Source organism: Myxococcus sp. CA056, assembly GCF_013336715.1.
In the GTDB taxonomy this organism is placed as follows: domain Bacteria; phylum Myxococcota; class Myxococcia; order Myxococcales; family Myxococcaceae; genus Myxococcus; species Myxococcus llanfairpwllgwyngyllgogerychwyrndrobwllllantysiliogogogochensis.
In genome coordinates, this window is the sequence record NZ_JABUMT010000002.1 from 434,928 (window position 1) to 449,915 (window position 14,988).

7 protein-coding genes are annotated in these 14,988 nt (G+C 69.0%); 3 read left to right on the forward strand and 4 right to left on the reverse strand.

Translation table 11 applies throughout. The features are described from left to right. Positions 1-59: 59 nt before the first annotated feature. Positions 60-4,433, reverse strand: a complete 4,374-nt coding sequence (locus HUA76_RS09490; RefSeq protein ID WP_174460656.1) for a discoidin domain-containing protein — start codon at positions 4,431-4,433, stop codon at positions 60-62. 380 nt (positions 4,434-4,813) lie between these two features. Further along, positions 4,814-8,194, reverse strand: a complete 3,381-nt coding sequence (locus HUA76_RS09495; protein WP_174460657.1) for a peptidoglycan-binding protein — start codon at positions 8,192-8,194, stop codon at positions 4,814-4,816. A 335-nt stretch (positions 8,195-8,529) separates the two neighbouring features. Here HUA76_RS09495 and HUA76_RS09500 point away from each other — a divergent pair, with 335 nt between their 5' ends. Together HUA76_RS09500 and HUA76_RS09505 are read left to right on the forward strand one after the other, a co-directional pair. Beyond that, positions 8,530-9,888 carry a hypothetical protein gene (locus HUA76_RS09500; RefSeq protein WP_174460658.1) on the forward strand — a complete coding sequence of 453 codons (1,359 nt, stop codon included), beginning with the start codon at positions 8,530-8,532 and terminating at the stop codon, positions 9,886-9,888. Continuing rightward, positions 9,885-10,235 (forward strand): DUF2019 domain-containing protein, encoded by a 351-nt coding sequence (locus HUA76_RS09505; protein WP_174453833.1) that lies wholly within the window; start codon positions 9,885-9,887, stop codon positions 10,233-10,235. The genes HUA76_RS09500 and HUA76_RS09505 overlap by 4 nt, the downstream gene beginning before the upstream one ends. A 98-nt stretch (positions 10,236-10,333) precedes the next feature. Here the strand turns inward: HUA76_RS09505 and msrA are convergent, their stop codons facing one another. After that, a complete protein-coding gene (gene msrA / locus HUA76_RS09510; RefSeq protein WP_174460659.1) occupies positions 10,334-10,990 on the reverse strand; it encodes a peptide-methionine (S)-S-oxide reductase MsrA in 657 nt (218 codons plus the stop codon). Between the two features lie 136 nt (positions 10,991-11,126). Here msrA and HUA76_RS09515 point away from each other — a divergent pair, with 136 nt between their 5' ends. Next, the gene (locus HUA76_RS09515) at positions 11,127-12,734 is read left to right on the forward strand and encodes a Sapep family Mn(2+)-dependent dipeptidase (RefSeq protein ID WP_174460660.1); all 1,608 of its coding nucleotides are present in this window, start codon (positions 11,127-11,129) and stop codon (positions 12,732-12,734) included. A gap of 3 nt (positions 12,735-12,737) precedes the next feature. On the opposite strand, the gene HUA76_RS09520 is transcribed toward HUA76_RS09515, so the two are convergent. Next, positions 12,738-14,804: an ATP-binding protein gene (locus HUA76_RS09520; RefSeq protein ID WP_174453835.1), complete on the reverse strand. Its 2,067-nt coding sequence runs from the start codon at positions 14,802-14,804 to the stop codon at positions 12,738-12,740. Positions 14,805-14,988: the final 184 nt, after the last annotated feature.

Genomic DNA, 14,988 nt, shown 5'->3' on the forward strand with positions numbered 1-14,988 from the left:
CGAAGGGAAGACGGCCGGGAGGTCAGCCGCCGTCTTCCCCTCGTCCCGGTGCGGGCCGACTACTTGGTGAAGGTGATGGGGCCGCTGGAGAGCGTGGTGTTGTTCGCTCCGTCGACCGCCCGCACCCGCCACGTGTGGCTGCCCGCCGCGAGGCCCGTCAGCGTCGTCTGCTCGGTCCCCACGCCGTACACCTCGAACTCCCACAGCGAGTACCCATAGCCCGTGGCGCGCTGGATGCCTCGCATGCGCACGTAACGGCCCACGCCGCTCAGGTTGAGCAGGTCATCCTGCGCGCCATTGCCGTTGGCCTCGGTGTACACGGCCCTCCACGTCGTGCCGTCCACGGAGGCCTCCATGGCGTACTGCTTGCCGTACGCCGCCTCCCAGAACAGGTTCACCCGCTTGATGGAGTACACGGCGCCCAGATCCACGGTGATGGACTCCGTGTCAGGGCTGGCCACGTCGGTGCGGCTGGACCAGCGCGTGGCGGTGACGTTGCCGTCCACCGCGTCGTTGGGGCTGCCGAACTCCGACGACGTCGCGGAGACGTTCTTCGCCAGCGCCAGGTTCGTCGACGTGCCCACGTAGGCCTTCGGCGTCACGTCCGGCGCGCGGTCCGTGCCGTCCACCACGAGCACGTACCTGGACACGCCCGCGCCCACGTCCGTCGTCTGCTCCCAGATGAACGTCGTCGACGCACCCGGCACCGCCGCGCCCGCCGCGGGCACCAGCGCCGCGAAGGCCGCCGGAGGCGCCGTGTCGTTCAACGTGAAGGTCGCCGTGGCGGACTGCGTGACACCGCCCGCCCAGTTGTAGGCCCTCACGAACCACGTGTGCGCGCCGTTGCCCAGCGCGGCGTTGATGACGGGCGCGGAGTTCGTGCGCGTCGTCGCGACAGGGAAGGGGCTGCCGTCCAGGAACACCTCGTAGCGGTGGATGCCCGTCTGCGGGTCGCTGCTCGCCGTCCACGTGAAGTTCGGCCGCGTGGTGATGGTGGAGCCCGGTGCCGGCGTCTGCAACGTGAACGCCGTGGGCGGCGTCGCATCCGTCAGCCCGAAGCCCTGGATGCCCGCGCCGTACTGGAACAGCGGGTTGCCATAGATGGGCAGGATGGGCAGGCCCTGGGCAATCCGAGACTTGATGGCCGCCCGCTCGGCGGCGGTGGCGCCCAAGTCGAACGGGATGTCCCACTGCTCCAGTTGGTTGTTCTCCACGTCGGTGCCGACCTGGTCCATGCCCCTGGGCAACTGCCACGGCAATTTGCCGCGCGGGAACACGTCGCCGAAGAGGATGTCCGCCACGGCCGGGCCTCCCGAGTCTCCAGGCCGGTACGCCACCAGGAGCGCATTGGTCTGCGGGACGACGTTCGTCAGCACATACGGACGCGGCAGGATGAGCACCGTCGTCGTGGGAATGTTGCGCGCGCGGAAGCCGGTGATGAGGCCGTACTGGTTGCCCCACTTGGCATCATGCGCCGGGCCAATCGGGTCTCCGGGCAGGTAGGGCTTCTCCTTGTCCCACTCGGTGCCGTGGGTGAAGTAGCTCTCGCCCACCACGACGATGGCCGCGTTGGGCGTGACTCCCGCCGGAGCGTTGTCCTTGTAGACGGTGATGCCGGCCGCCTCGGCGCGCTGCTTGATGGCCTGGTAGATGGTCAGGTCCCCGAACTCCGTGCCGTGGAAGTCCGAGCGCCACGTCACCATGCAGGGGCCCGCATCCGCGCAAGGCCCCGCCACGACGATGCTCGAGCCCGCGCCCAGCCGCAGCGGCAGCGCACCGTCGTTCTTCAAGAGCGTCATCGCGTTCTGCGCCGCGCGCCGCACCAGCGCCTTGTGGTCCGCCGTGTGCCACTCGGACGTGCCCGCGAGGCCCCTGCGGTACGGGTCCTCGAAGATGCCCAGGCGGAACTTCAGGTCCAGAATCCGGCGCACGGAGTCGTTGATGCGGGCGATGGGCACCGCCGTCTCGAAGTCGCCCATCTGCGCGGGGTTCGCCCCGCCCATGACGTCCGAGCCCGCCGTCGCCGAGCGCGTCCACGCACCCGACGGCAGCCAGTCCGAGCAGATGACGCCCTGGTACCCGAGATTCACACGCAGGTAGTTGAGGATGCCCACGCTGTCACCGGCGCCGTAACCCTCCGGGCCCAACAGCCAGCTGCCCGCGTAGCCGGGCATGATGCCGCTGGTGCCCGCCTCCAGCGCCGCGTGCCACGGACGCATGTGGTAGTGGATGGTGGTGCCGTCATAGGTGATTCCGGCCTCGCCGCCCGCGCCCTGGCCGGGCCAGTGCTTGGTGGTGACCCAGATGGAGTGCGGGTTCACCTCGGGACCGCCCTGCAGGCCCGCGATGAGCGCGCGGGTGAGACCCGCCGACAGGTCCGCGTCCTCGCCGTTGCCCTCCTGGATGCGCGGATAGAGGACCTTGGTGCCCACCTCCGCCAGCGGCGACAGGGTGCCTCGGCTGCCCACCGCGAGCTGCTCGCGGCGTTGCATGTCACCCAGCTCGTAGACGGTGTCCAAATCCCTGGAGGCGGCCAGCGCCGGCTGCGTGGGCCAGCTCGTCTTGTAGCCGTGGATGGAGTCACCCGCGTCGACGTTCGGGATTCCCAGCCGCGTGCCCGCCGAGGCGCGCTGGAAGCTGACGATGTCCTCCGGGCTCAAGGGGCCCATGGTGAAGCCCGCCTCGGGGAAGGTCTTGGCCTCGTAGAACATCTGCAGCGCCTTCTCGCGCGTCGTCATCCGCGCCATCAGGTCGTTGACGCGGGTGACGATGGGGTTGTGCCAGTCCTCGTACGGGTCGATGACGCCGTTCTTGTTCAAGTCGCGCATGCCGTTGATGAGCGCGACGCCGTCCGCCGCCGTCTCGACGACCGGCAGGTACAGGCTGAACTGGCGCAAGTCCGAGCGACTGGTGGTGCCGCTGGCCTGCGTGGCCACGACGTACCACTTGTATGTCCAGCGGTCCGGCAGGTCCTGCGTCAGCGTGAATGACGTGCCCGTCGTGGTGGTCATCAGCGTGTAGCGGTCCAGCAGGCTGCCGGCGGCCATCCAGTCGTAGTCGACGCGGCTGATGTTCAGATACAGCTTGTAGTTGGCCGCGCCCGCGACGGCGGCCCACTGGAACGTGGGACGGCGCGTGTTCGTCACCATGGCGTTGTTGGCCGGAGCGACGACGGCGAACGCACCCGCGATGGCGGGAGGCGCGGGCGCCTGGTACGGGTCCGGGATGATGGTGCGGTCTCTTCCGTCCGGAGGCCCGCCCGTGGTGAAGATTTCGACCTTCCACTCCGCGCCCTGCACCGCGAGCGAGGTGACGCTCTGCCCGCGCAGCACCGTGCCGGTGGACGTCGTCACCGCCAGCCGGATGTCCGTGTTGGGCGCGGTGGGCGAGAACTGATTCTTGGAGAGCGTAATCGTCGTGTTGGGAGCGAAGGTCAGCTCGTAGGTGAAGGGCCCGGGCGGGTTGCGCACCGACGGCGTGGTGTTGCCTTCCTCCGGCGTGGGCGTGACGCTGATGGGCGCGGGCGAGACGTTGATTTTCGCGTACGCCAGCTCCGGGAACATCAGCTTGATGGTCTGGTTCGTCGTCTGCGGCGGCGGCTCCTGCGGTCCGTCACCGGGCGCGTAGACCTCGAAGTCCCAGAGGGAGATGCCGTAGCCGGTGCCTCGGGTGATGCCGCGCACGCGTACGTAGCGGGCGGAGCCGGACACGGTGACTTCGCGGCGGCCCGGCGCGCCGTCGGTGATGTTCGTCGCGAGCGGTGACCAGGTGCTGTCATTCGTCGAGCCTTCAATCGCATACGTCGACGGATAGGCGCCCTCCCAGTTCAGCACCACCTTGCCGAGCGTCCTCGCCGAGCCCAGGTCCACGCGAATCCACTGGCCGTCCAGCGGGTCCGAGGACCAGCGCGTCGTCGTGTTGCCGTCCACCGCATAGCCCGGCGTGAGGTGAGCCGCGTTGCCCTCCACCGTCGAGGCCGTGGCGGGACGGTTCTTCGCCAGGTCGCCCGTGGTGGCCGTGCCGCTGTAGACGGCGAACTCCCACAGCGAATAGCCGTAGTCCACCGCGCCGCGCACCGTGCCGAGGATGCGCACGTAGCGGCCCGTGCCTGACACCGTCAGGTCATCCGTCCCGCCGTCGCCGTCGGTGATGGTGCGGAGGTCCGTCCAGTTCGCCGCGTCCGGGGACGTCTGCACCTTGTAGCCGATGGCGTACGCCGTCTCCCACGTCAGCACCACGCGGCTGATGGTGGTGCTCGCTCCCAGGTCGACGTAGATCCACTCGTTCGCGGTGAAGGTGCTGCCCCACCGCGTGCCTCCATCTCCATCCACCGCGTAGTTGCCCGTGAGTCCCGGCTCCGCGGACGACGTCACCGTCGGTCGGTTGAGCGCGAGGTTTCCGGCCTGGGCGCTCGCGTCCGCGCCGAACGCCATCACACCCACTGCTACCGCTGTCGCACACACCCGCGTCAGCAGACTCCTGACACGGTGCGTGGCCTGCACAAAAGGGGTTGGTAATCGCATGGGGACGAAAAGCGGGCCGCTGGAGAAAGTAGGGGAGGGGGTGAGCCAGCGCATACCGAGACGGTTCTGCGTCCGAGCGGTCCTTTCCTTTCAACCCATGATTCTATTTCTTCGGACGGCAAAGAAAGTCAAACGAAGACCTGCTAACGCGGCAAGTCGAGAAAGGCGTGACGGTGCTCCGCGTTGAAGTTTCATCAGGTTACGCGGGTGCCGCGTTGCGTTGTCGACAAGGGCGTCGGGTGCGGGCGCGCGGCGAGTGTTGTCGCGCGCCCACTTCGACCGATGCGGGTTCAGCGCGTCTCGTTCTGCTTTGCCCACGTGGCGACTTCGGGCGTGCGTGACTCCACCCAGGCGCGGAACTCATGGGCCTGGGAGAGGTACACCTCGCCGCCGCCCGCGCCACTGGAGGGCGGGTGTCCGAAGAAGCGCGTGTGCACCTCGCGGGCGAGGGTGCCCACGTCGACGCCGTGGGCCTTCGCGAGCCGCTCGAGGAACTCCTGGAAGCGCGCGCCGTCAATCTTCATGGCGTCGGCGGCCTGCACCAGGCTGTCCAGGTGGGTGGCGCTCTGCCCCAGCGACGGGTGGTCCGCGATGAGCTTCTGCACCTGCTCCGGCGACATGGCCAGGTCCTGGCACAGCCGTTGGTCGAGCAGCTCCGGCCCCAGCGTGATGAGGTTGCGCGCGAGCGTGGCGTCCATGCCGCTGGCGGTGAGCAGCTTCACCTGCTCCTCGCGGGTGCGCTCCTTCTCCGGGTCCAGGTACTTGGCGCCGAGTCCTCCGAGGAACAGGGCCGCGCCGAGCACCTGGAAGCCCGGTGCCCAGCTGAAGAGCGCCGCTCCCGCCATCAACGCGCCTCCCAGGGCCTGGGCTCCGGACGCGCTGGCCTTCCAGCCGTCGCCCTCGCGCAGGTACTGGAAGCTCTGCAACGCGTCTCCCGCCGCGCCCAGCACCGCGCCGATGGCGGACGCCTTGCCGAGCGCCGCGACGGTAGAAGCCGCCGTCGCCGTCTTGCCGAGCACGCCAGCGAGGAACACTCCGCCGTCCGCGGTGAAGCTGAGGCCGTCGCCGACAATCTTGAGCTTCGCGGCGAGGTCCGCCTGACTCCAGTTGCTGGCGTCTCCGGCGAACGCCGTGCCGACGACGAGCAACCCCAGCCCGCGCAGCGCCTGTCCCCGAGGAGAGTTCGCGCTGTAGGGCAGGCCCGTCTCCTGTTCCGTCAGGAGGGCGTTCAGGGACTGCGTCGTCTTGCGCACGTCCGCTTCGGAGGTGCCTGGCTTGATGGTCCGCAGCAGGCGGACGTAGGCCTTCATGTCGTCCGGCTTCATGCCGAACACATCCGAGCAGCGCGCGAGCCCGTCGAAGATTTTCTGGGCGGTGCCCGGGGACTTGCCGCCGGCCGCGAGCAGGGCGCCGGTGCCCGCGCTCTTCACGAGCGCGAGGGCGAGCTTCTCGTCGAAGTCCTTGCCGTCCTTCAGCTTGCCCACGACGTCGAGGAAGAGCGGTGCGTCCTCCGCCTTGGCCGCGAGCTGTCCGGCGAGGTAGCTGGCGCCGCCCTGTGTCTCCGCCATGCGGGGCAGCTCGCGAGCGAGCGCGGCGACACGCGGGTCATCCGAGCCTTGAGGCACGCCGTCCGGCGCGGCGGTGGCGAGCAGCTTGCCCAGCCGCTCGAACTCCGCGAGGTCCTTCTGGATGCCGGCCTGCCCGACATAGGCGGAGATGAAGTCCTTCTGCTGCTGGGGCGTGAGGATGGCGGAGGGGCCGCCGAGCAGCGCGGTGAGCTTCTTCTGGTGCAGTTCCGCCTTCTCCGCGGCCATGGCGAAGTCGCCGCGCACGCCGTCGATGGCGCTCCACAGCGTGCGGTGAAGCGCCGCCTGGTCCTTGCCGTACGTGGGCGCGGTGCTGCCCGGCGCAATCACTTCCCTCCGATTCAGCGAGCGCTCGATGTCGAACGCGAGTCGAGTGCCGAGCCCGAAGTTGACGGCGGTGCGCACCGCGCTCGTCATCGACATGTTCACCAAGCCCGGAGGCGCGTCGCGCGTGAAGGCCTTGCCCACCATTCCCGCGGCGGGGTCCTTCAAGAGCTCCGTGGCGCGCGTCAGGGAGTAGAACGTCTGGTGCTCGATGCGGTTCTCCTGGTCCGCAAGCTTCTTGAGCACCTCCGGATTGTCCAGGTCGGGCTGGCGCAGCGGCGGACGGGGGTGGAGCTGGCGATTCGTCTCCGGAGACACGCCGGCGAAGAGCTGGCCCATCTTCGCCAGGGACGGCTCGGCGGCGCGGACGAACGCCTCCTGGTAGACGGGGTCCGGGTTGCTGGCGATGAACTGCTCGAACTGACGCGCGCCCTGCTCCAGGCTGTTCTTGAGCGTGCTCTCCAACGCCTTCGCGTCTTGCGCCGCGCGCGTCTTCACATCCGTGCCGGCGGAGACGCTGACGATGCCCACGCCCGACTTCGGAGTGGTGAGCTCGGGCTCAGGGACAGGGAGTCCCTGGGCGGCCTCGTCGAGCCTGCCCGCGATGGAGTCGCCAACGCTCGTGCCCGCGCTGGAGCCCGCGTTGGCGGCTGGACTCGTGGCTCGCGAGGCGCCCTCCAGCGCGGTGAAGGACGGCTGTCCCCGAGTGGGGGAGAAGAAGACGCCGAGCTGCTCGCGCGTCATCGCCACGGGGCCACCGGTGTGCAGTGGGTCCGCGACGAGGTACTTGCCGTCGGGCGTCTTGCCGAGGATGGCGTTGAGGTGGCCGATGTCTCCGGAGCCCATGCGCTCGGGGAACTGGTCGCGCCACTTCGCGTTCGTCTGGCCATTCGCGATGACAGGGTTTCCCGCCGCGAGCTGCTGGTCCAGTGCCTCCCAGCCCTGGCCGTAGCGAGAGCCGAGGCCCGCGGCCTTGATGCCATCACCCACCATGGTGCCGCCCGTCAGCTCGCGGTCCCTGTCCAACTGCGGCACGCGCGTGCCGTCGGACGCCTTCACGTGGGTGAACTCGCTCTCGCGACGTGGGCTCATCAGCGCGCGGGCGTAGTCCACCTGTTGCTCCTTGGAGAGCCCCGGGGGCATGTGGCCCGTGTATGCCAGTGACATCGCGAGGCTCGCGGGCCCGCAGTTGGTGCTGCCGCGCGGACCCGTCGGGTTGTACTCGGAGGTGAACTGGGTGATGAACGCGGCCTCGGCGGACATGGCTGGCCGCCGTGCGCCGCCCTGGGTCGTGAGGGCCTGGGTGAGTGCCTCGCGTGTCCCCGCCGCGTACTGGCCGGTGGCCGTCACGTCGTGTTCTGCCTGGAAGCGCTCCAGTGCCGCCGCTGTCTTCGGGCCGAACTGGCCCGGCCCCGTGGCGACCTGCTCCTCGGTGAGATAGCCCAGCGTCACCAGTGCATCTTGCAGCGCCTTCACCTCGGGGCCGGAGTCGCCGCGCTTCAGGTCCTTCAGCGGAAGCGGGACGGGGGTTTCCTCTTCTTCTTCGGGAGGAGGTGGAGGTGGTGGTGGCTGGAGCCGCTCGCGGTGGACGGCGCCGCCGTCACCGTCCTCGAAGCGGGAGGTCGAGTCGAAGCCCTCCGTGCCGGAAGTGTCTTCCTGCTCGACGACGTGGTTTTGAGACGATGTCTCGTTCCGGGCTGTTTCAGTCGCGCCTTCGGATGAGATGGTTTGAGTCGGGCGTGATGAGCCGTCGACACGCATGGTGTGTTGCTCCCCCTCTGATATCCAACGCACCTACGGCTCAGCGGCGGCTCGATTGCGTGGCCGTGTGTCGCTTCGGTGCGCTCGCGGGGGAGAGACAACGTTTCAGTCGCCACCTCGTCCATCCGGGGCGAGGGGCGGGCCCGCACCAGCATGGCCGGGGCCGCGTTGGAGAAGCCCAGACCTGAACCCTTCCTCAAACGCCGGCGCCCCGAATCTCCAGCTCACGGGCGCAGCTAAGTCTCGGAGCATCTGTCAGCTCTATCTGGTATTTCACGATTTTAAGTCGACGACGGACTCCCGACGAATGGGGGCCATCGCCAGGAGGGCTTCGTATGTCGCCGCGATGGTCGATTCCGCTGCTGCTCGTGATGATGGCCGGATGCAGCGGCACCACGAAGTCCGTGCGCCTGCACACGGGCAACGGCGAGCCCATCGTCTTCACCCCACTCAGCGGCGATGCCGCGCCGGTGGAGTTGGACGAAGACGACTTCGTTGAAGCTGTAGAAGCGCTCGCCCAGAACGTGCGGCCGTCCACTCGTCCCCAGGAAATGGCCCGGCGGTTGTTCGAGGTGGGTTCGCGCAGTGGCTCGTACTTGTACGAGCCACGCGGCCACCGCGTCATCCCGTTGGGACCGGGCGAACACCTGGAGGGCGAACAACCCGCGACAGAGGTGGAGCTGACGCGCGCATACCTGCGCTGGTGCGAGCGCACGAACAAGCCCGGCGATTGCCTGCGCCTCCTGGTGGAGAGCCCCACGGTCACCGGGGATGGCCGTTACGCCCTGGCCATGGCCTTGGCACAGGGCGTCGTGTTGGACGAGATGCTGGACGCCTTCAAGGACATGACCGACCCCCAGGCCATGATGTCGGCGGTTCTTTGGACGTGGACCACGTACTGCATCTTGCTCGCGGTGCCCGAGCCTTTCTCGAAGGGCGTGGCCGCCGTGATGACCGCCACCCTCATTGCCTACGTGGGGGTCGATACGTTCTGGACCCTCATCGTGGGCTTCAATCGACTGGTGGAGGAGGCCGAGCGGGCCACCACGTTTGACGAGCTCCGCGAGGCGGGCGAGCGCTACGGCCAGGTCATGGGCCGCAACGCGGCGCGCGCGTTCGCCATGTTGGCCGTGGCCGCCATTGGAAACACGGCGGCGGGGGTGGGGTCGAAGGTGCCAAGGCTCCCAGGCGCCGCGCAGGCAGCGGTGCAGGCCGAAGCGCAGGTGGGCCTCAGGCTCGCGGCGGTCGCGGACGTGGGAGCGGTGACCGTGAGCGCCGAGACCGTCACCATCGCCCTCGCCCCCGGTGCCGTGGCCATGGCGGCCAAAGACACGGGCGGCGGCGCCTCCGCCAAGGCGCGTCCCATGGGCTACAGGGCCTGGGGCTCGTTCAGTGGCTTCAAGAAGGCCATGGGCCCGGCGGGCAAGAACAAGGAGTGGCACCACATCGTCGAGCAGACCCCGGGCAACGTGAACCGCTTTGGCCCCCAGGCCCTCCACAACACCGAGAACATCATCCCTTTGGACAAGAGCCTGCACGCCGACGTCAGCGCTCTCTACTCGTCGATCCGGCGTAGTATCACGGGCTCCAGCACCTTGACCGTGCGGCAATGGTTGAGCACGCGGTCCTATGAGGCCCAGCGTGACTTCGGGCTGCAGGCCATGGAGAACGTGGCGAAGGGGTTCTGGCGATGACGTTGGAGACACTGGTCGAGCAGTTCGCGCTGAACGTGGCGGCGCAGACCGAGGCCATCTTTCGAGGAGATGCCAAGACCGGGAACAAGCACGCCAGGAAGTACGGTGCCGCCGTCGACGAACTCCTGGCCAATGGAAACGCAGGGCGTGATGCCCTCCTCGTCCTGCTCAAGCATGAGCGCATGGATGTGCGTGTCATGGCCGCCGCCCATCTGCTCCGCTACCGGACGGCCGCGGCGAAGGCGGTTTTGGAAGAAGCCGCCCAGGGCAAGGGGCTCGTGCCCTTCGAAGCCGGGCAGGCATTGAAGCGCTGGGAGGAAGGGACCTGGGCACTCGATCCAGAGTAGCCGCATCGGTCGAACGGAAGGGCCACCGAGCCCCCAGGCTGCCCCCCGACGGGAGGCACCCAAGGTGCCTCCCGGTGACTCCTGTCACGGACTTCGGCTCAGGCGCTGACGCCCACGCCGATGGGGCAGCTCACGCCGGTGCCGCCCAGGCCGCAGTACCCACCAGGATTCTTCTCCAGGTACTGCTGATGGTAGTCCTCGGCGAAGTAGTACTCGGGCGCCGGGATGATTTCGGTGGTGATGGTGTCCAGGCCCTTCGCGGTGAGCGCCTTCTGGTAGGCGTCCCGACTGGCCTCGGCGGTGCGCTTCTGGGACTCGCTGGTGGTGTAGATGCCGGAGCGGTACTGCGTGCCCTCGTCGTTGCCCTGCCGCATGCCCTGCGTCGGGTTGTGGCTCTCCCAGAAGACTCGCAGCAACTGCTCGTAGCTGAGCTTCTTCGGGTCGAACACCACGCGGACCACCTCGTTGTGGCCCGTCATGCCGCTGCACACCTCGCGATAGGTGGGGTTGGGCGTCAGGCCCCCCGCGTAGCCCACGGACGTGCTGTACACGCCGGGCGTCTGCCAGAACTTGCGCTCGGCGCCCCAGAAGCAGCCCAGGCCGAAGATGGCGACCTCGTAGCCCTCCGGAACAGGCCCCTTCAGCGGAGTGCCCAGCACCTCGTGCTTGGGGGGAACGGACATCTCCTCCGTACGGCCCGGCAGCGCCTCCGCCGGGGACGGCATCCGCAGCTTCTTGGTGGAGTTGAAGAACATGCCCTAGGAATAGCCTCCCGCCCGTCTGGTTTCACCCCTAGAAGGAGCAGACGGCCAGACAGGCGGTGTTGGGGCCACAGGCCCTCCTCCGCCAAGGTAGGCCGACCTGCCCCGCTGAAATAGGGTCTCCCACCGAATGCGCCTCCCCATCGCCACGGCCTTGTTGTGTCTCGTCCCCTCCCTCGCGCTCGCCGGTGCGGATTCCCGCTGCCGCGCCAGCCGCTTCTCCGCGCAGGAAATGAAGGGCGCCTCCGCCCAGCAGCGCCATGCCGCGTATGTGCAAACATGTGCGCTCGACGAGGTGGTGGAGCTGACGAAGCAGCTGGTGCGCTTCAAGACGGTCAGCAGCGAGGCGCCTCCCGCGAAGAGCCCCGACATCGCCGCCATGGGCCGCTTCCTCCAGAAGTGGGCCAAGGCCCATGGCATGGCGTACCGCGTCGTGGGCGACAACGACGTGTTCGAGATTGCCTGGGGCGAGGGCGCGCCGACGCTGGGCCTTGTCTTCCACGGTGACGTGGTCCCCGCCCCCGTGCACGAGTGGAAGCGCCCGCCCTTCGAACCCTATGTCCAGGAGGGCCGCCTGTTCGGCCGGGGCGTGGAGGATGACAAGGGGCCGCTCGCGTCGGCGCTGGTGGCGCTCGACCACGCGCGGAGGCTCGGGCTCAAGCCCCAGGGCAAGGTGCTCGTCATCGTCGGCAACGGCGAGGAGAGCGACTGGAACGGCATGGCGAAGTACGCGGCCACCGAGCCCAAGCCCACGCACGTCATCTCCGTGGACTCGGGCTACCCCGTCGTCGCCGCGCAGTCCGGCTTCGTCGCGTGGAACCTCGTCGCGCCCGTGGGGCCGGCTCTGAAGTCCTCCAAGGTCGCGCTGCGGCCGGTGGACGTGAAGGCCGGCGAGTTCCTCACGCAGGTGCCCGGCATGGCCACGCTGAAACTCCTGCCCGGTGAGGAGGGCTCGCTCGCCGTTGCCCTGGAGACCGTCAGGAGCGCCGTCACCGAGGAGCAGCGGGTGCGCCCCGGGCTGAAGGCGGACGTGAAGGAGGAGGGTGGGGCGGTGGTGCTCACCGTCCACGGCAAGGCGGTGCATGCCTCCATCGCCGACGAGGGAAACAACGCGCTGTGGGGCCTGTCCGGTGTCGCGGCGAGGCTGCTCATGGAGGACAACGGCATCGCCGCCATGCTGCACGTCCTGGCCACGCGCTTCGACCGCGACCACCACGGTGAGAAGCTGGGTCTCGTGTACTCGGACGGCGGGCTGATGGGGACGCTCATCGTCTCGCCCACCGTGCTGCGCGTGGCGGATGGCAAGGTGAGCCTGGGCGTCAACATGCGCCGTCCCCAGGGGAAGGATGCGGCGGCGTTCAATGCTTCGCTGGACCACGCCGCGGAGCGCGTGGGCCAGGACTCCGGAGGCCGCGTGAAGGAGGGTGGCGGGCGCTACGTGGGTGACGCGCACGTGGCGGACACGTCCGGGCCGCTCGTCACCACGCTGCTGGACATCTACAAGCGTCACAAGAAAGCACCAGACGCGAAGGCGACGTCCGTGCGCGGCGGCACCTACGCGCGGCTGTTCCCCAAGGCGGTGGACTTCGGCCCTGGCTTCCCGGGCGAGGAATACACCGGCCACGCGCCCGACGAGTCCATCTCGCTGGAGAGCCTGGACCTGGGCACGCGCATGCTCGCGGAGGCCATCCACACGCTGGCCCTCACGCCCGCGCCCGTCTCCGCGCAGGAGAAGTAAGGGCTACACCCGCGCGGGTGGGCTCTTCGCGCGGGGCCAGTACACGCGGAAGGTGGTGCCCTCCTCCTCCGAGGAGCGCACCTCCACGCGGCCGCCATGCGCGCGGGCAATCTGGTGGACGATGTAGAGGCCCAATCCCAGGCTGCGCTGCTTCTGATACGTCGAGGCCGACTCGGACGTCGCCACCGGCGTCTTGAACGGGTCGAAGATGCGCGGCAGCAGCTCCGCGGGAATGGGCTCGCCGCGGTTGTGGACCTCCAGCACCACGTCGTGGGCCTCTCCACGCACGCGGGTGTGCACCGGCGTGTCGCCGCCTCCGTGCTGAAGTGCATTGGACACCAGGTTCCCCAGCACCTGCGCCACCCGGTCCGGGTCCCAGTCGCCCGACGTGTCTCCCGACGACTCGAACAGGAGCGGACGCCCCGGGTGGCTCACCTGGAGTTCTTCCAGCGTCGCCTGACACACGTCCGCCAGGTCCATCGGCTGGGGTGAGACGGGGATGCCCTCGCCCAGCTTGCTGCGCGCGAAGTCGAGGATGTCCGTAATCATGCGCCCCATGCGCCCGGCGGACTTGCGGATGCGCTCCACCGCGCGGCGCTCCGGCGCCTCCAGCTCCTCCGCGCGCGCCAACTGGAAGGCCGAGGCGCCAATGGCGTTGAGCGGGTTTCGCAGGTCATGTCCCAGGACGGCGAGGAGCTGTTCCCGGAAGTCCACCGCGCGCTGGAGCGAGGCCTCCGTCTGCTTGTGGTGGGTGATGTCCACCAGGACGCAGCCCAGGCCCAACAGCCCCGAGGCCTGGGGCTCGCGCACCGGATAGAAGGTCACCTGCCACATGCGCTTGCCTCGCGGCGGCATCAGCGAGGTCGGCGTGGCGAACTCGAAGGACTGCAGGGGCTCGCCCGTCTCCAGCACGCGCCGAAGCAAGGGCTCCATCAGGTCCGCCACCGCCTTCGGCTGCATCTCCCGCAGCGTCCGGCCCAGGTGCGCCTCGGGCGGGAAGCCGTTGATGTCCGCCAGCGTCTGGTTGATGCGCAGGTAGCGCAGCTCCGGGTCCAGGAAGGCCATGCCCAGGGGCGAGGCCGCCAGCAGCGCGTCGAGCAGCGCCAGCGAGCGCTGGGCCTCCACCCGCGCATCCCGCTCCATGTCCTGGAGCCGGGCCTGGAGGATGTACGCGGCGGCGCGCTGACACATGGTGCGAAACAGCAACAGGTCCGCGTCGGAGAAGCCAAAAGACGTACGCGAGCCCAGGTATGCCACGCCCAAAAGCCGCGTTCCTTCCACCAGGGGCACGCCGTAGACGGCGCGCAGCCCCACGTCGCGCAGCACCGGCAGCACGACGCGCGAGTCCGTGGAGGCCGAGCGCAGCGTCATGGGCTGGCGTGTCGCGGCGACCTCGCCGACGAAGCCCTCGCCCAGCGCCAGCGAGCTGCCCAGGGCCTTGTCTCCGCCCAGCCCCACCGCGGCGCGCACCACCAGGCGGTCCGCCTCCAACATCAACACCCCCGCCGAGTCCACGGTAAGGGTCGACTCCATCACCACGTTGAGCAGGCGCACGAGGAGCGTGTCCACCGCGGGGCCGTCCAGCGTGGCCTGTGCCATGCGGTCCAGCGCCTGGAGGCTGCGCTGTCGCTCCTCCGCGAAGCGCTGCACCGTCCGCACCACCGTCCGGTCCAGGGCGCCTTCCAGTCGCTCCAACTCCCCGGGTTCGAGGGGCCGGGCCTGGGCCTCCAGCCTCCGGAGGATGCACTTGCGAAGGAGCGCGTACTCGGCCACCACCTCGCCCAAGTCGAAGCCCTGGTCCAGTCTCACCACCGCGTGCTCGTCCGCCAGCGCGGTGTCGGGGCCCTGTTCGCCCTGGTCGAGCGCGTCCGCCAGCGACACGAGCAGCCCCGGCATGTGGTCCAGCAACCAGGAGGGCTTTTCGCGCAAGCCGGCGTGGAGCGCGTGCATCGCATGCTCCCACTCCGACAAGAGGGCCTCTCGATTCGCGCGCAGGAAGTCCGACGCCCTGAGCGGTGTTTCCCGCTCGGGCTCGCCGTGCTCCGTGGAGCGTGTTTCCGGCTCCAGCATCACCGACCTCCTGAGGCCCCGCCCCCTCGCGCCGCCCTGACTTGAATCTGGGCACCTGGGCAGTTGTATGTATGTCCGGCCCCTCCGTTTGGCGGGAGTCGCGCGTGCGAGGGCCACCCCGAACCCTCGTCATCCGAGGAGCCCGCGTGGCGCCCGCCGGAGTCGTCCGTCGCTCCCCGCTGGA